Source organism: Aeromicrobium sp. (genome assembly GCF_050700635.1).
Lineage (GTDB): Bacteria > Actinomycetota > Actinomycetes > Propionibacteriales > Nocardioidaceae > Aeromicrobium.
This window is the reverse complement of the sequence record NZ_JBOHDT010000003.1, coordinates 15,550-33,376: the sequence shown is the minus strand read 5'-3', so window position 1 is coordinate 33,376 and position 17,827 is coordinate 15,550. Positions and strand designations below refer to the sequence as shown.

The window sequence follows — 17,827 nt, the reverse complement described above, 5'->3', positions numbered from 1 at the left end:
CGCTCGGTGACCTTGGCGATCGCGATCTCCTCGATGATCTCCTCGACGGTGGAGGCCTCGGACTCCACGCAGCCGGTCAGCGTCAGGTCACCGACCGTGCGGAAGCGAACGGTGCGCTCCTCGGCCGTCTCGTTGCCCTTGCACGGGTTGAACTCGGACTCGGTGAGCAGCATGCCGTCGCGCTCGAAGACGCGGCGCTGGTGAGAGAAGTAGATCGAGGGGATCTCGATCTGCTCGCGGCCGATGTAGTGCCAGATGTCGAGCTCGGTCCAGTTCGAGAGCGGGAAGATGCGCATGTGCTCGCCGCTGTGCAGCTTGCCGTTGTAGAGGCTCCACAGCTCCGGGCGCTGGTTCTTGGGGTCCCACTGGCCGAACTCGTCGCGGTGCGAGTAGACGCGCTCCTTGGCGCGGGCCTTCTCCTCGTCGCGACGACCGCCACCGAACGCCGCGGTGAATCCGCCCTCCTCGATCGCGTGCAGCAGGGTGCCGATCTGCAGACGGTTGCGCGACGTCTTGCCGTCGTCGACCACGATGCCGTCGGCGATCGCCTCCTCGACCGAGGCGACGATGAGGCGGACGCCGAGGCGGTCGACCCACTCGTCGCGGGTCTGCAGCACCTCGGGGAAGTCGTAGCCGGTGTCGACCTGGAGCACCGGGAACGGCAGCTTGGCGGGGTAGAACGCCTTCTCGGCCAGACGCATCATCGTGATGGAGTCCTTGCCGCCGGAGAACATGAGCACCGGCTTCTCGAGCTCGGCGGCGACCTCACGGAAGATGTGGATCGACTCGGACTCCAGCTCGTCTAGCTGGCTCAGGCGGTAGTCGACGTGCGTCTGCATGCGAACAAGGGTGCCATCTCCCGGGTTGCGGCTCATCACCGCTCCGTCTGTTGAGACTTCCGACGGTCTCGCGTGCAGGTGGGAGAGCGTCGAGGGCACCGGTGCGAATGGCACAATGACCCTCGTGCCTGAATCCGACCGCTCACGTCCGCAGTACACGCCGACGCCGCGTGAGCTCGATGACGTCGAGCTGCTGCGGATGGGTGTGCTGAGCCCGCTGGAGGGCTTCGAGGGTGCTGACGGCGAGGTCACGCTGTCGGTGCCCGAGACCCTCGTGGAGTGGGCTCGAGAGCGCGGCGGGCTGGAGATCACCGACCCTGAGGGGGTCCCGCTGGCCACGGTCTCGGTCGACGACACCTATCCGGCCGGTCCCGGCCTCACCGGCATCGTCGGCGAGGTGGGCTCGCTGCCCGGTCACATCCGGCGAGCGTTCGGCCGCCTGTACGTTCCGCCGTCAGCATCGCGCACCCGTCTGACGGCGTCCACGATCACAGTCCCGGTCGATGCGCCGCTCACGGCGAGCGACCTCGCCGCGCTTCAACGAGAGGCCGGCGACCGTCCGGTGCTCTTCCTCGTTCTTGCCGGCGCCGGGTCGCCACGCGGACTCTCGCCGCACGGCCTCATCCGTGCGACCGTCGCCGCAGCGAAGGGCTTCCCCGACTCCAACATCATCGCCGTGCCCGCGGCCGTTCGAGAGAGCGAGAGCCACGACCTCGCGTTCCGCCGGCAGGTGGTGGCGGCCTACGCACCGGGCGACGTCTACTGGCCGGTCGGCGACGGCCCGTTGACCGACGCCGTCGAGGCTGTGGTCGCCGACGACCGTCCGCTCGGGCTCGACCAGGGCCTCGTCGTGTTCTTCACCGGCCTGTCCGGCAGCGGCAAGTCGACCTTGGCGCAGGCGCTCAGCAACTGGCTCCTCGAGACCGGCGGCCGGTCCGTTTCCCTGCTCGACGGTGACATCGTCCGCCGCAACCTCTCGCGAGGGCTCAGCTTCTCCCGCGAGGACCGTGAGGCGAACATCGAGCGCATCGGCTGGGTGGCCGCCGAGATCGCCCGCCACGGCGGTCTGGCCATCTGCAGCCCCATCGCGCCCTTCGACCACACCCGCAAGGCGGCGCGCTCGATGGCTGACGAGGTCGGCGCCGCGTTCGTGCTCGTCCACGTCGCCACGCCACTCGAGGAGTGCGAGCGTCGTGACCGCAAGGGTCTGTACGCGAAGGCCCGCCGCGGCGAGATCGAGCAGTTCACCGGCATCTCGTCGCCGTACGAGGTGCCCGTCGACGCAGATCTCGCCATCGACACCACCAACCGCTCCATCGACGACGTGCTCAGCGAGATCCTCGCGTTCCTCGTCGGCCGTGGCTGGCTCCCCGTCGCAGAGCGCGACGCGGTCACCCTCGGGGCCACATGACCCCCGACATCTTGAGCCCAGACATCGCCGCGCTGCTGGTCACCAGCTTCGCCATCGGGATCGTCATCGGTCTCACCGGCATGGGCGGTGGCGCCCTGATGACGCCGGCCCTCATCTTCCTCGGCGTACCGCCCACGTCTGCCGTCGCGAACGACCTGGTGGCGGCCGCCGTCAACAAGTCAACTGGCGCCGCCGTGCACTGGCGGGAGGGCTCACCCCATCGCGGCATCGCCACCTGGCTGATCGCCGGATCGCTGCCCACGGCGTTCGCCGGTGCGTTCATCGTCCAGGCTGCCGGCGAAGGTGAGGAGCGGGACGCGTTCCTCAAGGTGGCAATCGGCATCACCCTCCTGATCGCGGCCTGCACCTACGCGCTGCGCCTGTACGTCGAGATGCGGCGCAAGGCTCTGGGTCAGACGGTCGTGAGCGCCGAGCCGACCGTGCGGCCGCTGCCGACCCTCCTGGTCGGCGCGTTCGGCGGTCTGCTGGTCGGCATCACCTCGGTCGGGTCGGGCAGCGTCATCATGGTGGTCCTGCTGGTCCTGTACCCAGCGCTGGCTGGCGTCCGGCTCGTCGGCACCGACCTCGTGCAGGCGGTACCGCTCGTGACCGCTGCCGCGATCAGCCACGTCATCGTCACCGGCATCGACCCGGCGGTGCTGATTCCGCTTGTCGTCGGTGGCACGCCCGGCACCTTCCTCGGGGCACGGCTGGCCAATCGGGTGTCGCAGTCGATCGTCCGGCGCGGCATTGTTCTGGTGCTCTTCCTGACCGGCCTGTCGATGCTGAAGGTGCCGCCGTGGGGCGTCGCACTGGCCGCCGCAGTGGGCTTGGTGGTGGCCCCGCTGGTGTGGCGGATGCTCCGCACCAGGCTCGCCGTCAGCGCCGAGGGGCGGAAAGATCGCCCTCTGGACGGAGATCCGGGAGCGTGACGCCGGAGGATCTTGGCGACCCCAGCGCCTGCGACTGAGCCCGGGCGGGCGTCGCTTTAGGCCGCGTCTAACTGATCTCCTTGTCCGACTTGAGCACCTCGTGGGGGTACTTCTTGATGTAGGACTGCATTCTGTCCTTCTTCATCGCGGTGAAGAGCTCCTTGGACTTGAGCTCGTCCAGCCGGACGACGCTGCCGAGTCCGGGGACGGTCTCGGTGCCGGCGACCGGCGCGGTCATGAAGGTCACGTCCTTGGCCTTCGTCCCGCGCAGCGACAGCGCGAGTCCCCGCATGTCACCGGAGTTCCACTCGGCGTCGACGGTGAGGTTCTCGGTGAGCGCGGACAGGGTGGCGACGAGCTTGGCCGGATTGCGCGTGGTGCCCTTGGCGAGCATCTTCTTCATCATCGCGCGCAGGAAGTTCTGCTGACGGGCGATCCGGTCGAAGTCGCCGCGCAGAAGGCCGTAGCGCGTGCGCACGTAGGCGAGGGCCTTCTTGCCTTCCAGGTTCTGCTGGCCGGCCTCCCACTGGATCTTCTGGCTGGGGTCGAAAAAGGGCCGCGGGATGTAGACCGGTACGCCGCCGACAGCGTGGGAGAGGTCCTTGAATCCGGCCCAGTCGATGATGGCAAGGTGGCGCATCCGGACGTTGGTGAGGTGCTCGACCGTCGAGATCGTGCCGGTGGGACCGTAGAACGAGAAGGCGGCGTTGACCTTCTCCTCCCGGGTCGCGGTGCCCTTGGAGTCGTAGATGGTGGTGTAGGTGTCGCGGGGGATGGACACGAGGTAGACGTGCTTTCGGTCCGCGGAGATGTGGACGATCATCAAGGTGTCGCTGCGGTACTTGCCGCTCGGCCACTTCGCGGCTCGGGCATCTTCCTCAAGGGTGGAGTCGGCGGAAACCCCCGGAACGGCCTTTCCCTTGTCGGAGCCGAGCAGCATGATGTTCAGCGCCTCGCCCTTGTCGGGGTCGGGGCGATTGGTGAGCGAGCTCGTATCGACCTTGGCGATGTTGTTGAACTTGGAGTTCAGCAGGTAGCCGTACGACGCTCCGGCACCGAGGACCAGCACGACCGCGGCGACCAGCCCGGCGATGACTTTTCGATGGCGACGGTGGAACGGCAGGCCTCCGGCACGACGCTTGCCGGCGTCGCGGTAGCGCTTGCCGGGGTCGCCGTCGCCCATCGTGCTCCGTTCTCAGGTCTCGTGTCGTGTGCGGATGTGTGCGGATGTGTGCGTTCGTGGGGGCACAACTCGTCCATGATGCCGTCCCGACCCTAGGGGTCGATCCTGAAAATTCTGTCAGAGATCGACGATGAGCGTCGTCGGGCCGTCGTTCGTCAGCGCGATCTCCATGTGTGCGCCGAAGACACCCTCGACGACCGAGACCCCGAGCTCACGCAGCGTGTCGCAGAAAACGTCGTAGAGAGGCTCCGCAACGTCTCCTGGCGCGGCCGCGTTCCACGTCGGTCGGCGTCCCTTGCGAGCGTCTCCGTACAGCGTGAACTGGCTGACGACGAGCATGCCCGCTCCTGCGTCGGCTACCGACTGCTCGTCACGCAGGACGCGCAGGGTGTGGATCTTGGCGGCCAGCCGCCGCGCCGTGTCCGCGGTGTCGTCGTGAGTCACGCCGAGCAGCACGACCAGACCGGCACCGATCTCGCCGGTGAGATCGCCGTCCGCGGTGACGCTCGCCTGCGACACCCGCTGCACGACAGCCCTCATCCGCCCAGCCTATTGGCCATGGCGCGGTCGATAGGATTGAGTCCATGGCGTTCGAGATCCCGTCCGATCTCCACCCCGACCTCGTGGCGTCGGCGTGGCTGCTGGGCACATGGCACGGCAACGGTCGTGGCGACTACCCCACGATCGACCCGTTCGCCTACGAGCAGGAGGTCGCCTTCGCCCACGACGGACGGCCATTCCTGCACTACTTCAGCCGCGCCTGGATCACTGATGACGCTGGTGAACGACTTCGACCGGGCGCGCTCGAGACCGGATTCCTCCGGGCTGCCGGCAACTCTGCCGACAAGAAAGAGGGCGCGGTCGAGCTGGTGCTCGCCCACCCCACCGGGTTCGCGGAGATCTGGTACGGACAGCTCGACGGCCCCCGTCTGACGCTCTCCACCGACGTCGTCGCGCGCACCGTCACTGCCAAGGAGTACACCGCTGGACAGCGGATGTACGGACTGGTCGACGGCGACCTCATGTACGCCTTCGACATGGCCGCCCAGGGCGAGGAGATGCAGTCGCACCTGTGGGGAAGGCTCGAACGTGCCTGAGCCGGGATACCGCAGTCCGCTCCTCGAGCTCGGCGGAGCGGTCGAGGCCGACCCGCCCGACGCAGGTGTGGCCGCACACTACGGCGCGATCTCCGCGGAACAACGTCGCCTCGTCGCCGGGGAGGGTTTCGTCGACCTCTCGCACCGCGACGTCGTCAGCATCAGCGGACCCGACCGGCTCACCTGGCTGCACGCACTGACCACCCAGCATCTCGAGCACCTCCCTGTGGGGGAGTACACCGACGTCCTGCTGCTGTCGCCCCAGGGCCGCATTGAACACTCCTTCGCCGGCGTCGACGACGGCGAGACCTTCCTGGCCCACACCGAGCCAGGTGCGACCCCGGCCTTGGTCGAGTTCCTCGAGAGCATGAAGTTCATGACACGGGTCGACATCGCCGAGGTGAGCGACGAGCACGCGGTCATCGGTGTCGGCGATGCGGGCTTGCGCTGGGAGCTGCGCCCTCGCGCCTCGCTGTCGTCACTCCCTGACGAGCTCGGCGCGCCTGTGGGCATGTGGGCCTGGGAGGCCTTGCGCATCGCCAGCGGAACCTGCCGCGTCGGCGTCGACACCGACGACCGCGCGATCCCGAACGAGGTCGGTCTGCTCGGGCTGGCCGTTCACCTGGAGAAGGGTTGCTACCGCGGTCAGGAAACCGTCGCCCGCGTCCACACCCTCGGACGTCCGCCCCGTCGGCTCGTGCTCCTGCACCTCGACGGGTCGGTCGACCACCTGCCGGCTCACGGCTCGGACGTGATGGCGGGAGAGACTCGCGTCGGTTTCGTCGGCTCGTCCGCCCGTCACCACGAGCTCGGCCCGATGGCCCTCGCGCTGGTCAAACGCAACACCGATCCGGACGCGACGCTGCTCGCCGATGGTGTTTCGGCCAATCAGGAGCTCGTGGTCGATCCCGAGGCCGGACTCCACGTGCGCCCCGTGCTGGGCGGCACACCGTGAGGCGGTTCACGATCCTCACGATCTGCACCGCCAACATCTGCCGATCACCGCTGATGGAGATCCTCCTTTACGACCAGCTCGACCCGCGACGGTTCGAGATCGCCTCCGCCGGCGTACGCGGCTGGGACGCCGCTCCAATCGACAGCATGGTCGTGCTCGAGATCGCCCGTCTCGGACACCAGCCGACCAACCATCTTTCGCGCATGCTCGAACTCCATCACGTCGAGCAGGCCGACCTGCTGCTGACAGCCGCTCGCGAGCATCGCGCCGCGGTGCTCGCGATGTCTCCGAAGGCTCTGCGCAAGACGTTCACCTTGCGCGAGTTCGCTGCATTGGCCGCCAGCTCCGAAGCCGAGTCACTGAATGACCTCGTGGCGGACGCATCCCGCCGCCGCAGCACCGCGCCCACGGACGTCGACGTGCCCGACCCCTACCGGCGCGAGCCCGAGGTACACCGTCTCGTCGCTGACGAGATCGCCGACGCCGTCGACGTCGTCGTCGATCGCCTCACCGATCTGAGTCGAGGACATCCGATCGGCCAGCGATGAAGGCACGCCTGAGCACGGGGCCACCGGGCGGTCCAACCGAGGTACGGAAGACTGGCTGCGTGACTGCTCCGACCTTCGCCGACCTCGGGCTCGTTCCGGCGATCGTCGACGTGCTCGACGATCTCGGCTACGAGACCCCCACGCCCATCCAGGCGAGTGCCGTTCCGGCCCTGCTCGACGGACGCGACGTCGTGGGCCTCGCCCAGACCGGAACCGGCAAGACCGCGGCGTTCGCGTTGCCCATCCTGCAGCGGCTCGACCCGGCCCGAAAGCACACCCAAGCTCTCGTGCTGGCACCGACGCGTGAGCTCGCGCTGCAGGTCTGCGAGGCCATCACGTCCTACTCGGCACGCATCCCCGGAATCCGGGTGCTGCCCGTCTACGGAGGACAGGGGTACGGAGCCCAGCTCTCCGGTCTCGAGCGCGGTGCACACGTAGTCGTCGGCACACCCGGACGCGTCATGGACCATCTCGACCGCGGCAGTCTCGACCTGTCCTCCCTGGAGTACCTGGTGCTCGACGAGGCCGACGAGATGCTCGCGATGGGCTTTGCCGAGGACGTCGAACGGATCCTCGCCGACACTCCGGAGTACAAGCAGGTGGCACTGTTCTCGGCCACGATGCCGCGCCAGATCCGTGCACTCGCAAAGCGCTACCTGCACGACCCGGTCGACATCGCGACGCCGGCGGCCACCACGTCGACCGCGACCGTGCGCCAGCGCTGGATCCAGGTGGCGCACCACGCCAAGCTCGACGCCCTGACGCGCATCCTCGAGGTCGAGTCCGGCGCCGGGATGATCGTCTTCGTCCGCACCAAGAGGGCCACCGAGGAACTCGCGGAGAAGCTCCGCTCGCGTGGCTTCGCCGCGTCGGCGATCAACGGCGACCTCGTGCAGGCCCAGCGCGAGCGCACCATCGGCGCCCTGCGGTCCGGAGCACTCGACCTCCTGGTCGCCACCGACGTCGCCGCTCGAGGCCTCGACGTCGAGCGGATCTCCCACGTGGTCAACTACGACATCCCGCACGACCCCGAGGCCTACGTCCACCGCGTCGGCCGCACCGGCCGCGCCGGGCGAACCGGTGAGGCGATCCTGTTCGTCACACCGCGCGAACGGCGACTGCTGTCGGCGATCGAGAAGGTCTCCGGCCGGCCGGTGGAGGAGATGAGCATCCCGAGCGTCGAAGAGGTCAACGCCCGCCGCGCCGCGCGCTTCGCCCAGACGATCACCGACAGCATGGGCTCGGCGCAGTTCCACACGTTCCGTCAGCTCGTCGAGGGCTACGCGAGTGACCACGACGTCGCCATGCCCGACGTCGCCGCAGCCCTGGCAGTGATGAGCGCGGCCGACAAGCAGTTCTTCCTGAGCCCGGACGCCCCGAAGGCGCCTCCAAGAGAGAGACCACCGCGGGCTGGGAAGTCCGTGCGCGCGACGTCCGACGGGTTTGTGCCCTACCGGATCGCGGTCGGCAAGCGGCACAAGATCGGCCCGTCGTCGATCGTCGGGGCCCTGGCCAACGAGGGTGGTCTGCGCCGGTCCGACTTCGGCAAGATCACCATCGGGGTGGAGCACTCGATCGTCGAGCTGCCGGTCGATGTGCCGGACGCCGTCCTGGACGCCCTGGCCAGCACCCGCATCTCCGGCAAGCGCATCGACATCCGTCCTGACAGCGGCCCGCCTCGTCCGAAGAGCGGCAAGGCGAAGGGAGCACCGCGCAAGCCGCGCCGCAAGTCGCAGCACTGAAATGGTCAGCCGGCTCGACCGCGATCACCGGCCATATGCTGAGGGACCATGCGGCGCCTGAACAACACGTCCCGCGACTACGACTGGGGGTCGTCAGAAGACATCCCCCGGTTCCTGCGCGAGTCCGCTGACGGCGCACCCGTCGCCGAGGTGTGGTTCGGTACCCACCCCCTCGGGATGTCCACCTTCAGCTCAGATGAGGGTGAGGTGTCCCTCGCGTCCGTCGCCGGCGAGATGCCCTTCATGCTCAAGCTGCTGGCCGCCAGCCGGCCGTTGTCGATCCAGGTGCACCCGAACGCGCAGCAGGCCGCAGCCGGGTTCGAGCGCGAGGAACGAGCCGGTGTCCCACTGGACGCACCCCATCGTGTCTATCGGGATGCTCATCACAAGCCCGAGATGGTCTACGCGCTCAGCACGTTCGACGCGCTCGTCGGTTTCCGTCCGACGGCTGAGATCCTCCGAGTCCTCAGCGGCATCGAGTCGCCGCTCGCGCGGTCACTGACCGATCACCTGAACGCCCGCCCCGGGTTCAGCGGCATCGTGCGCCTCGTCGAGATGCTGCTCGAGGAGAAGCCGGACGTCGCCGAGATCGATCGCATCGTCGCCGCGTGCCGCGACCTCGCCGGCCAGGGCATCGACATCCGGCGCGCCTACGTGACGGCCGTCGAGATCGCCGATCACCATCCCGGTGACGTCGGCGTGGTCATCTCTCTCCTGCTCAACCGACTCACGCTGCAGCCCGGTGAGGCCGCCTTCCTCGGCGCCGGCACCATCCACGCCCACCTCAAGGGGATGTGCCTGGAGGTGATGGCGTCGTCGGACAATGTGCTGCGGGCCGGTCTGACCTCCAAGCACCTCGACCCGGTCGGCCTCGTGAGCTGCCTCGACGCAGGCATGTCCCGCTTCGCGCGCGTGACGCCGGAGCAGGTCGGGTTCTCCACGGACGTCTTCAACCCGGCGGTCGACGAGTTCGCGCTCGCGATCACCCAGTGCTCCCACGCAGAGCCGGAAGGGGCCAGCCTGCCGGTAGCCCCGCAGTGCCTCATCGTGTGCACGGGCGGCGAGATCGAGCTGGTCAACGAGCAGGGCGAACGACTGGTGCTGCGGCGAGGGGAGTCGGCGTACGCCGATGCCGGCGACGGGAGCCTCCGAGCCATCGGCACCGGCGAGCTGGCGCAGGCCTACCGGCCCACGTTCGAGGCGCCCGATCCGCGCTGACCGACTTGGTCCGATCCGAGGACATCACCGCCGAGGCGCCGCTAGGGTTCGGGCACCGGGGGACCGCATCTCGGAAACCGGAGCGCATCATGACCAACTCCCGAGCGGGCCGATTGGTCCGCATCCTCGTGTCGACCGCCTGCCTGGCCCTGGTGCTCGCGTCCTGCGGTAGTGGTGACGACGATGCCGTGGCCCAGACGTACCCACCGACGTATATGGCAGCCGAGCCCGACGCGCCAGTGGACTCCGCGCCATTGGTCCAGAACGTCTCGTCCCTGAGCCTGAGGGAGGCCGCCGCGGTGGCCGTGAAGGCGGTCAAGGGCAGCTCGCTGCTCGTGATCGAGACCGAGCCGGGGCGCACGGTCTGGGAGGCGACGGTCGTGAAGAGAAACGGGACCGAGCACGAGATGCTGATCTCGATGTCCGATGGCTCGCTGATCGACGGTCCCACGAAGAAGTTCGACGACTTCGAGGACATGGCCGAGAATCGAGCGCTCATCTCTGAGTCCGACTTGGGCTACAAGAAGGCGGCGAGGGCCATCCGTGACGCCGTCCCGGAGGCCAGACTGACGGAGCTCAATCTCGGCACCTTCGATGACCACCGGTTCACGGTCTGGGAAGGCGATCTCTACGGGGCCGACGGCATGAGGTACAAAGTCACGATCGCTGCCAAGTCCGGAGACGTCATCGAGAAGGACGCGGACGCCGACGACGACGACTAGACGAGATCGTCGCGACCCTCGCGCCGGAGCTCCGCCGGCACGTCCTTGACCCGCTGCGCGTGCTCCATCGTGGTGACGAGCAGCGCATCCTCGGTTCGGACCACGACGGCGTCACGGATACCGACGACGGCGATGGTGGTGCCGTCCTCGGTCCGTGCGAAGCCGTCGGCGTCGACCCAGACGACGTCGGGCGATGACGTCTGGCCGAGCGCGTGCAGTGCCGCGAAGTCGCCGATGTCGTCCCAGCCGAATGCGCCGGGCACGACGGCGACGCCACCCTCGAGCGAGACCGGTTCGGCGATGGCGTGATCGATGGCGATCGGGGTGAGGCTGGGCCAGGTGCTTTCGAGCTCGGCCTGTCGGTCGGGGCTGTCCCACGCGAGCGCGATGTGGTCGAGCCCGGCGGCCAGGTGGGGTTGGAGCCGCGCGAGGTGGCCGAGGAGGATGTCGGTGCGAGCCACGAACATCCCGGCGTTCCAGCTGAACGACCCGCTCCGCATGTAGTGGGTGGCGGTGGGTTCGTCGGGCTTCTCGACGAACTGGGTGACGGCGCGGGCCGACGGCGCATCGTCAACGTCCAGCCGCTCACCGGACTCGATGTAGCCGAACGCGGTCGACGGGTTGCGCGGCTCGATGCCGATGGTGGCGAGGAGACCCGTTTCGGCGACGGCGACAGCAGCTTGCACCGCGGCGCCGAACTCTGCAACGTCGTCGATGACGTGGTCGGCGGCGAACGAGCCGATGATCGCTTCCTCGTGTCGCCGACCGAGGACAGCGGCCGCGAGGCCGATCGCGGGCATGCTGTCGCGTGGAGCCGGTTCGACGAGCAGGCCGGTGAGCTCTGGGAGCTGCTCCCGCACGAGCGGCGCGTGGGTGGGTCCGGTGACGACGTGGATGTGGTCGGCGGGCACAAGCGTGCGGAGTCGGTCCCAGGTTTCCTGCAGGAGGCTGCGGCCGGACCCGGTCAGGTCGAGCAGGAACTTCGGCCGCGAGGCCCGCGACAGGGGCCATAGCCGGGTGCCTGCGCCACCGGCCGGGATGACGGCGTGGAAGGACTCCATGCTGCTCACGTGTCGTGCTCCCTCTCCACCGGCGCCGCTCGGCGCATCTTGTCATCGTAGCCACGCCGACTTCCGTCCGCTGGAGGTATGAGACGCCTCTCCACCAGGGTCTACGGTCGTCCCATGTCAGTGAATTCTCCGGGGGCAACACCATCGGAGCGTCTCCTGACTCTCCCGTTCGTGCTGCTGGGCGTCGCCGAGCTGGCGTACTTCACGTCCGTCGGGGTCGCGATCCACACGCTCCCGCTGTTCACGACCGGGCCGATCGGCTCCGACGAGGCCGGCGCCGGCCTCGCCTTCGGCGCCTTCGGTGTCACGGCGCTGATCTGCCGCCCCTTCGCCGGACGTCTCTCGGACACCCGCGGACGTCTCCCGCTGATGCTGTTCGGCGCCGTCCTGGCGGCTGTCGGCATGGGTCTGTTCCCGTTCGTCGACTCCCTCGCGGCCGTCTTCGCGATCCGTCTCCTGCAGGGAGTCGCCGAGGCCGCGTTCTTCGTCGCGGGTTTTGCGCTGTTGGCCGACATCGCGCCGCCGTCGCGGGTCGGTGAGGCCCTGAGCTACAACTCACTCGGCCTCTACCTCGGCTTCGCCCTCGGGCCACCGCTCGGCGAGATGTTGCTCGAGCGGTGGGGCTTCGATGCGGCGTGGTTCGGAGCCATGGGGCTGGCCGTCGTCGCCGCCGTGGTCGCGCTGGGCATCGCCGAGCCCGAGCGCGACCCGGACGGCGACGGGCACGGTGCCCTCATCCACCGCCCGGGCATCCCGGTCTCGATCGGGTTCTTCGCCGCGCTCGCCGCGATGGGTGGCTTCCTGGCGTTCGCCTCGCTGTACTCCGCCGAGGTCGGGATGACCAACACGAGCCTGGCGATGTTCGTCTACGGATCCGTCGTGGTCGTATGCCGGGTGGTGTTCGCCAAGCTGCCCGACCGGCTCCCGTCGCTGCCGCTCGCCTCCGCCTCCCTGGTGACGATCGGTGTGGGGCTCATGGTGGCGGCGACCTGGCAGGCGCCGGTGGGCCTGATGGTCGGCGTGGTCGTGTTCGCGGTCGGGGTCTCGTTCGCGACCCCGGCGTTTTTCAGCGCGATCTTCGCCACGGCGAGGTCCTCGGAGCGTGGCGCTGCTGCGGGCACGGCCAGCGCGTTCATCGACCTCGGGCTCGGATTCGGGCCGATCGCGCTCGGACTCGTCGCCGACGCGCACGGGATCTCGTGGGCCCTCGGCACCGGCGCCGCCCTTGCACTGGTGGGCGCCGTCTGGACCGCGTCCCTCACGCGAGGTGGCCGGCGCGCCGACCTAGGCTGACCGCCATGGACGTTCTGGTCGAAGTGGTGAGGTCGGGGTTCGTCGAGAGCCGTCATCGAGGGGTCGCCGTGCGCGTCGACGCGGACGGTGAGGTGATGTGGTCGACGGGCGTTCCCGACACCGTCATCTTCCCCCGGTCGGCGAACAAGCCGTTCCAGGCACTGGGGATGATGGCGGCCGGCCTCCCGTTGAACGGACCAGAGCTGGCTCTCGCCGCGGCAAGCCACTCGGGTGAGCCCTTCCACCTCGACGCCGTGCGGGACATCCTCGCGCGTTCCGGGCTCGACGAGTCCGCTCTCCAGACGCCACCGTCGTACCCGCTCGACCCGAAGGAGCATGCCGCCGTACTGCGCGCCGGCGGCGGACGCGCGCCCATCCTGATGGACTGCTCCGGCAAGCACGCGGCGATGTTGCTGACGTCCGTGGTGAACGACTGGCCGACGGACTCCTACCTCGAGCCCGACCATCCGCTTCAGCAGACGATCACGGAGACGTTCGCCCGGCTCACCGGAGCGGCGCCGGAGGCCGTGGGCGTCGATGGCTGTGGGGCTCCGCTGCTGGCCACGACACTGCGCCGCCTGGCGATGGCGATCGCGCGGGTCGTGGTTGCTCCGGACGGATCCGACGAGCGTCGACTGGTCGACGCGATGCTCGCCCACCCCGAGTACGTCAGCGGCACGCGCCGCGACGACCTGCGCCTCATGCGGGCGATCCCCGGCCTGGTCGCCAAGTCGGGAGCCGAGAGCGTGCTCGTGGCCGGTCTGCCCGACGGCTCGGGATGCGCCGTCAAGATCGAGGACGGCGGATGGCGGCCACTGTTCGTCGCGATGCACCGCGTCCTGGAGATCGCCGGCCTGGATGCGGCTCTGCTGCACGAGCGCCCTGCTGTGCTGGGTGGGGGCAAGCAGGTGGGTGAGGTGCGTCCGGCCTTCTGACCTGCAGTGACAAGCAGTTCTGTGACTCATGTCTCGCCTGTCTTGCTTGCATTTGCTTGCTCTTGCAAGCAAACTGGGGTTATGGCGAAGCTGACTGTGGGAAAGACCGTCGAGGGACTCGGCGAGTACCTCCGAACTCAGCGACGCCAAGCGCAGATGTCGTTGCGACAGCTGGCCGAGAAGTCGGAAGTCTCCAATCCGTATCTCAGTCAGATCGAGCGAGGGCTGCGTCGTCCGTCGGCAGAGGTGCTGCAGCAGATTGCCAAGGCGCTGCAGATCTCGGCCGAGTCGCTGTACGTCAGAGCCGGGATCCTCGATCTCGACGAGAGCGGGTCGCGCATGGTCGAGAACGCCATCGCCCTCGATCCCCAGCTGACCGAGCGACAGAAGACGGCGCTGCTCGACATCTATCGCTCGTTCGTCGGCACCGATGTCGTACGCGACGAAGAACTTGCCGAAGTGGTCACCGAAGCCAACCAGGAGGAAGCATGACCATTGCCGATCAGATCAACAACCAGGTGAAGCAGCTGCGCGAGGAGGTCAAGAACCTCGCCGACGCCGTCAAGCACCTCGACGTCGACGACTTGCGTTCGCAGGCCACCGGCGCCGTCGAGCGCTCCCGCTCGACCGCGAAGGAGTCCTACGACGAGCTCATCAAGCTGGCCGAGGAGCTCGTTGACTCCGCCAAGGAGCTCAAGCTGGACAAGGTCCAGAACCGCGCCGAGAAGGTCGTCGAGACCCTCCGCAAGGACGCGCGCAAGAACCTCAAGGACGTGCGCAAGCGCGCCGATAGTGTCCGTGGCGACGTCCAGAAGCGCGCCGAGGACGTCATCGGTGAGGCTCGTGCCACCGTCTCGCGCGTGACCAAGAAGGCCCCGGCGAAGAAGTCGGCTGCCAAGAAGGCTCCCGCGAAGAAGGCTCCGGCCAAGAAGACGGCTGCCAAGAAGGCTCCCGCGAAGAAGACGGCTGCCAAGAAGGCTCCGGCCAAGAAGACGGCCGCCAAGAAGCCCTGATCTTCAGCTCCTTCTTCTGCACAGCACAGCGGGTCCCTCCGACGAGGAGGGGCCCGCTGTCGTGCGTGTAGCCTGCACGGGTGTTCGAGGTCCAGAGCTCCCTCTCGCTCGTCCTGTCGATCGTGCTGTTCGGGGTCAAGCTCGTCGCTCTCGTCGACTGCGTCGCCAGGGATGACTCGAAGTTCATGCAGGTGGGCACGATGCCTCGCCGCAGCTGGCTCATCATCCTGGGGCTGACGGTCGCCGTTCACGCCCTCACCTGGAGCCCGCTCAGCATCCTCAATCTCATCGGCACCGTGGCCGCGCTGGTCTACCTCGCTCTGCTCCGCGGAAGCTCCTGACGCCTGCCGTTGCGCGGCGCTACCGTCGAGGACATGAGTGACGTCATCGACATCCAAGGGCTGCACAAGTCTTTTGGTTCCACGAAGGCGCTCGACGGACTCGACCTCACGGTCACGACCGGCGAGGTGCACGGCTTCCTGGGGCCGAACGGCGCCGGCAAGTCCACCACCATCCGCGTGCTGCTCGGTCTGCTGCGCGCCGACGCCGGCGACGTCCACCTGTTCGGTGGTGATCCCTGGCGCGACGCGGCCGATCTGCACCGTCGCCTGGCGTACGTCCCCGGCGACGTGAACCTGTGGCCGACGCTGACTGGTGGCGAGGTCATTGACCTGCTCGGGCGGTTGCGCGGCGGCCTGGATGAGCGCCGACGCGCCGACCTGATCGAGCGGTTCGAGCTGGATCCCACCAAGAAGGGCCGCGCCTACTCCAAGGGCAACCGCCAGAAGGTCGCCCTCGTCGCCGCGCTGGCGTCGGACGTCGAGCTGCTTTTGCTGGACGAGCCGACGTCCGGTCTCGACCCGTTGATGGAGGCCGTCTTCACCGCGTGCATCGACGACTTCAAGGACGATGGGCGCTCGGTGCTGCTGAGCAGCCACATCCTGGCCGAGGTGGAGCGCCTCTGTGATCGGGTGAGCATCATCCGGGCCGGCCGCACCGTCGAGACGGGCACGCTCGCCGACCTGCGTCACCTCACCCGTACCTCCGTCGCGGCGGAGGTCTCGGCGCCGGTGACCGGCATGGACGGACTCACCGGTGTGCACGACCTCGTCATCGAGGGCCAGCGTGTCCGGTTCGAGGTGGACACCGACAACCTCGGCACGACGCTGGATGCGCTCGGACGTCTCGGCGTCCGCAGCCTGACCAGCCAGCCCCCGACGCTCGAGGAGCTGTTCCTGCGCCACTACGGCGACGACGTCACCGCCGAGCCTGCCGAAGCATCGGCATGACCGGCACCGGCATCTTCATCCGGACGTTCTTGCGACGCGACCGATGGATGATGTTCTGGTGGATCGCCGGCGGCACGCTGCTCTACTACAGCCAGGCGCCGAGCGTCGACGCCACCTACACGAGTCAGGCGGAGTTCGACCGGGCCGCAACGAGCATGGAGCAGAACGTCGCCTTCATCGCGATGACCGGTCCGGCCCGCGCGCTCAACACGATCGGAGGGCAGGTCGCATGGCAGGCGATGGCCATCGGCGCGATCGTCGCGGGCCTGATGAGCATGTTCATCATCGGACGGCACACCAGGGCTGAGGAAGAGTCGGGCCGTGACGAGCTCGTGCGGTCGGCCGCGGTCGGACGCCACGCGCCGATCGTCGCGGCGTTCGTCGTGGCCACACTCGCGAACGTCGCGATGGGTGGCCTCATCACGGTGAGCCTGCTGTCATACGGGCTCGACGTGGAGGGCTGCCTGTCGATCGGCGTCGCGCTCACCCTGACCGGGCTCACGTTCACCGGCGTCGCCCTGGTGGCGGCCCAGCTCACCGACGGCGTCCGGGCGATGTACGGCATCGCCGGCGCCGTCATCGCGGTGAGCTACGCGCTGCGGGCCGTCGGGGATGTGGCGGAGAACGGCCTCTCGTGGCTCTCGCCGATTGGGTGGGGTCAGGCCATGCACCCGTTCTCCGGCGAGCGGTGGTGGCCCGCGCTGCTGCCCGTCCTCGCGACGATCGCGCTCGTCGGCGCGGCGCTGGCGCTCTTCGCCCACCGTGACATCGGGGCCGGCCTGTGGCCGTCGCGGCCCGGACCCGGCCGCGCCGGCCGGCCACTGCTCGGCACCCTTGGCCTGGCGTGGCGGCTGCAGCGGGGATCGATCATCGGCTGGACGACCGGGATCCTGCTGCTGGGCATCAGCTATGGCTCCATCGGCGACGACGTCGAGGACCTGATGGGCAGCTCGGAGTTCTCCGAGGCGATCCTGGGGGCCGGAACCAGCATCACGGACTCGTTCTACGCCTTCGCGATCCTGATGATCGCGCTGATCGCGTCCGGTTTCACGATCTCGTCGGCGCTGCGACCGCTCGGCGAGGAGGAAGCCGCGCGCGTCGAGGCCCTGCTCGCGACCGCCCTGTCGCGTCGTACCTGGCTGCTGGGGCACGTGGCGATGACGGTGCTCGGCACTATCGCCGTGCTGGTGGCGGGCGGCGCCGGACTCGGACTCGGGTTCGCGATGGTCACTGGCGATGCCGATGCCGTGTGGCGATACCTCGGTGCGATGTTGCCGTACCTCGCGCCGATGCTTCTGCTTGGTGCGCTGGCCAGGCTGCTGCACGGCGTCGTGCCGCGGGTGGCCTACCTGGCCTGGGTCGGCCTGGCCTTCTGCGTCGTCGTCATGTTCTTCGGCGAGCTGCTGCGTTTCCCGGCCGCGGTGGTGGACGTCTCGCCGTTCAGCCACCTCGCCCTCGCGCCAGCTGAGGACGTGCGCTGGCTGCCGGTTCTGGTGGTCGCGCTCGTGGCGCTCGTGCTGAGCGTCGTCGGTCAGGCCGCTTTCCGCCGCCGCGACGTGATCACCACATAGAGTCGGTGC

Annotated in this window: 19 protein-coding genes; 15 read left to right on the top strand and 4 right to left on the bottom strand. The window is 68.5% G+C overall.

Translation table 11 applies throughout. The features are described from left to right. Positions 1–839 (bottom strand): sulfate adenylyltransferase subunit CysD (gene cysD / locus ACRDPN_RS00345; RefSeq protein WP_431445324.1); only part of this gene is annotated, 839 nt, incomplete at its 3' end. A 124-nt stretch (positions 840–963) separates the two neighbouring features. On the opposite strand from cysD, the gene cysC reads away from it, so the two are divergent. Both cysC and ACRDPN_RS00335 read left to right on the top strand, forming a co-directional pair. Further along, positions 964–2,250, top strand: coding sequence for an adenylyl-sulfate kinase (cysC, locus tag ACRDPN_RS00340; protein WP_431445323.1), 1,287 nt, complete (start codon positions 964–966; stop codon positions 2,248–2,250). Beyond that, positions 2,247–3,182: a sulfite exporter TauE/SafE family protein gene (locus tag ACRDPN_RS00335; protein ID WP_431445322.1), complete on the top strand. Its 936-nt coding sequence runs from the start codon at positions 2,247–2,249 to the stop codon at positions 3,180–3,182. The genes cysC and ACRDPN_RS00335 overlap by 4 nt, the downstream gene beginning before the upstream one ends. A gap of 67 nt (positions 3,183–3,249) precedes the next feature. Here the strand turns inward: ACRDPN_RS00335 and ACRDPN_RS00330 are convergent, their stop codons facing one another. Then, complete coding sequence (locus tag ACRDPN_RS00330; RefSeq protein ID WP_431445321.1) at positions 3,250–4,365, bottom strand: LCP family protein; 1,116 nt, start codon at positions 4,363–4,365, stop codon at positions 3,250–3,252. Positions 4,366–4,482: 117 nt separating this feature from the next. Next, positions 4,483–4,905: a D-aminoacyl-tRNA deacylase gene (gene dtd, locus ACRDPN_RS00325; RefSeq protein WP_431445319.1), complete on the bottom strand. Its 423-nt coding sequence runs from the start codon at positions 4,903–4,905 to the stop codon at positions 4,483–4,485. Between the two features lie 44 nt (positions 4,906–4,949). Here dtd and ACRDPN_RS00320 point away from each other — a divergent pair, with 44 nt between their 5' ends. From ACRDPN_RS00320 to ACRDPN_RS00295, 6 genes are all read left to right on the top strand, one after another. Beyond that, on the top strand, positions 4,950–5,462 hold the full coding sequence (locus tag ACRDPN_RS00320; protein WP_431445318.1) for an FABP family protein: 513 nt from the start codon (positions 4,950–4,952) through the stop codon (positions 5,460–5,462). Next, positions 5,455–6,417 (top strand): YgfZ/GcvT domain-containing protein, encoded by a 963-nt coding sequence (locus tag ACRDPN_RS00315; protein ID WP_431445317.1) that lies wholly within the window; start codon positions 5,455–5,457, stop codon positions 6,415–6,417. Before ACRDPN_RS00320 ends, ACRDPN_RS00315 begins: the two co-directional genes overlap by 8 nt. Further along, a complete protein-coding gene (locus ACRDPN_RS00310; protein ID WP_431445316.1) occupies positions 6,414–6,965 on the top strand; it encodes a hypothetical protein in 552 nt (183 codons plus the stop codon). The genes ACRDPN_RS00315 and ACRDPN_RS00310 overlap by 4 nt, the downstream gene beginning before the upstream one ends. A gap of 59 nt (positions 6,966–7,024) precedes the next feature. Next, the gene (locus ACRDPN_RS00305; RefSeq protein WP_431445314.1) at positions 7,025–8,707 is read left to right on the top strand and encodes a DEAD/DEAH box helicase; all 1,683 of its coding nucleotides are present in this window, start codon (positions 7,025–7,027) and stop codon (positions 8,705–8,707) included. A 48-nt stretch (positions 8,708–8,755) separates the two neighbouring features. Next, the gene (gene manA / locus ACRDPN_RS00300) at positions 8,756–9,925 is read left to right on the top strand and encodes a mannose-6-phosphate isomerase, class I (RefSeq protein ID WP_431445313.1); all 1,170 of its coding nucleotides are present in this window, start codon (positions 8,756–8,758) and stop codon (positions 9,923–9,925) included. An 89-nt stretch (positions 9,926–10,014) separates the two neighbouring features. Then, positions 10,015–10,647, top strand: coding sequence for a PepSY domain-containing protein (locus tag ACRDPN_RS00295; protein ID WP_431445312.1), 633 nt, complete (start codon positions 10,015–10,017; stop codon positions 10,645–10,647). Here ACRDPN_RS00295 and ACRDPN_RS00290 read toward each other — a convergent pair. After that, positions 10,644–11,708: a mannose-1-phosphate guanylyltransferase gene (locus ACRDPN_RS00290; protein WP_431445325.1), complete on the bottom strand. Its 1,065-nt coding sequence runs from the start codon at positions 11,706–11,708 to the stop codon at positions 10,644–10,646. The two genes, ACRDPN_RS00295 and ACRDPN_RS00290, sit on opposite strands and share 4 nt — an antisense overlap. A gap of 123 nt (positions 11,709–11,831) precedes the next feature. On the opposite strand from ACRDPN_RS00290, the gene ACRDPN_RS00285 reads away from it, so the two are divergent. From ACRDPN_RS00285 to ACRDPN_RS00255, 7 genes are all read left to right on the top strand, one after another. After that, positions 11,832–13,010, top strand: coding sequence for an MFS transporter (locus tag ACRDPN_RS00285; RefSeq protein ID WP_431445311.1), 1,179 nt, complete (start codon positions 11,832–11,834; stop codon positions 13,008–13,010). A 5-nt stretch (positions 13,011–13,015) separates the two neighbouring features. Then, positions 13,016–13,945 (top strand): asparaginase, encoded by a 930-nt coding sequence (locus ACRDPN_RS00280; protein WP_431445310.1) that lies wholly within the window; start codon positions 13,016–13,018, stop codon positions 13,943–13,945. Positions 13,946–14,026: 81 nt separating this feature from the next. Then, positions 14,027–14,437: a helix-turn-helix domain-containing protein gene (locus tag ACRDPN_RS00275; protein WP_431445309.1), complete on the top strand. Its 411-nt coding sequence runs from the start codon at positions 14,027–14,029 to the stop codon at positions 14,435–14,437. Next, the gene (locus ACRDPN_RS00270) at positions 14,434–14,958 is read left to right on the top strand and encodes a hypothetical protein (protein WP_431445308.1); all 525 of its coding nucleotides are present in this window, start codon (positions 14,434–14,436) and stop codon (positions 14,956–14,958) included. The genes ACRDPN_RS00275 and ACRDPN_RS00270 overlap by 4 nt, the downstream gene beginning before the upstream one ends. 80 nt (positions 14,959–15,038) lie before the next feature. Beyond that, positions 15,039–15,299, top strand: a complete 261-nt coding sequence (locus tag ACRDPN_RS00265) for a DUF2516 family protein (RefSeq protein ID WP_431445307.1) — start codon at positions 15,039–15,041, stop codon at positions 15,297–15,299. A gap of 33 nt (positions 15,300–15,332) precedes the next feature. After that, the gene (locus tag ACRDPN_RS00260) at positions 15,333–16,247 is read left to right on the top strand and encodes an ATP-binding cassette domain-containing protein (RefSeq protein ID WP_431445306.1); all 915 of its coding nucleotides are present in this window, start codon (positions 15,333–15,335) and stop codon (positions 16,245–16,247) included. Continuing rightward, positions 16,244–17,818, top strand: a complete 1,575-nt coding sequence (locus ACRDPN_RS00255) for an ABC transporter permease (protein WP_431445305.1) — start codon at positions 16,244–16,246, stop codon at positions 17,816–17,818. The genes ACRDPN_RS00260 and ACRDPN_RS00255 overlap by 4 nt, the downstream gene beginning before the upstream one ends. Positions 17,819–17,827 lie beyond the last annotated feature (9 nt).

Excerpts from the sequence above, each read along its gene's own strand:
- ACRDPN_RS00320 (WP_431445318.1), top strand. The coding sequence starts at position 4,950 with ATGGCGTTCGAGATCCCGTCCGATCTCCACCCCGACCTCGTGGCGTCG.
- ACRDPN_RS00290 (WP_431445325.1), bottom strand. The coding sequence starts at position 11,708 with ATGGAGTCCTTCCACGCCGTCATCCCGGCCGGTGGCGCAGGCACCCGG.
- ACRDPN_RS00275 (WP_431445309.1), top strand. The coding sequence starts at position 14,027 with ATGGCGAAGCTGACTGTGGGAAAGACCGTCGAGGGACTCGGCGAGTAC.
- ACRDPN_RS00280 (WP_431445310.1), top strand. The coding sequence starts at position 13,016 with ATGGACGTTCTGGTCGAAGTGGTGAGGTCGGGGTTCGTCGAGAGCCGT.
- ACRDPN_RS00295 (WP_431445312.1), top strand. The coding sequence starts at position 10,015 with ATGACCAACTCCCGAGCGGGCCGATTGGTCCGCATCCTCGTGTCGACC.
- ACRDPN_RS00255 (WP_431445305.1), top strand. The coding sequence starts at position 16,244 with ATGACCGGCACCGGCATCTTCATCCGGACGTTCTTGCGACGCGACCGA.
- ACRDPN_RS00335 (WP_431445322.1), top strand. The coding sequence starts at position 2,247 with ATGACCCCCGACATCTTGAGCCCAGACATCGCCGCGCTGCTGGTCACC.
- ACRDPN_RS00285 (WP_431445311.1), top strand. The coding sequence starts at position 11,832 with ATGTCAGTGAATTCTCCGGGGGCAACACCATCGGAGCGTCTCCTGACT.
- ACRDPN_RS00260 (WP_431445306.1), top strand. The coding sequence starts at position 15,333 with ATGAGTGACGTCATCGACATCCAAGGGCTGCACAAGTCTTTTGGTTCC.
- dtd (WP_431445319.1), bottom strand. The coding sequence starts at position 4,905 with ATGAGGGCTGTCGTGCAGCGGGTGTCGCAGGCGAGCGTCACCGCGGAC.
- manA (WP_431445313.1), top strand. The coding sequence starts at position 8,756 with ATGCGGCGCCTGAACAACACGTCCCGCGACTACGACTGGGGGTCGTCA.
- ACRDPN_RS00330 (WP_431445321.1), bottom strand. The coding sequence starts at position 4,365 with ATGGGCGACGGCGACCCCGGCAAGCGCTACCGCGACGCCGGCAAGCGT.
- ACRDPN_RS00270 (WP_431445308.1), top strand. The coding sequence starts at position 14,434 with ATGACCATTGCCGATCAGATCAACAACCAGGTGAAGCAGCTGCGCGAG.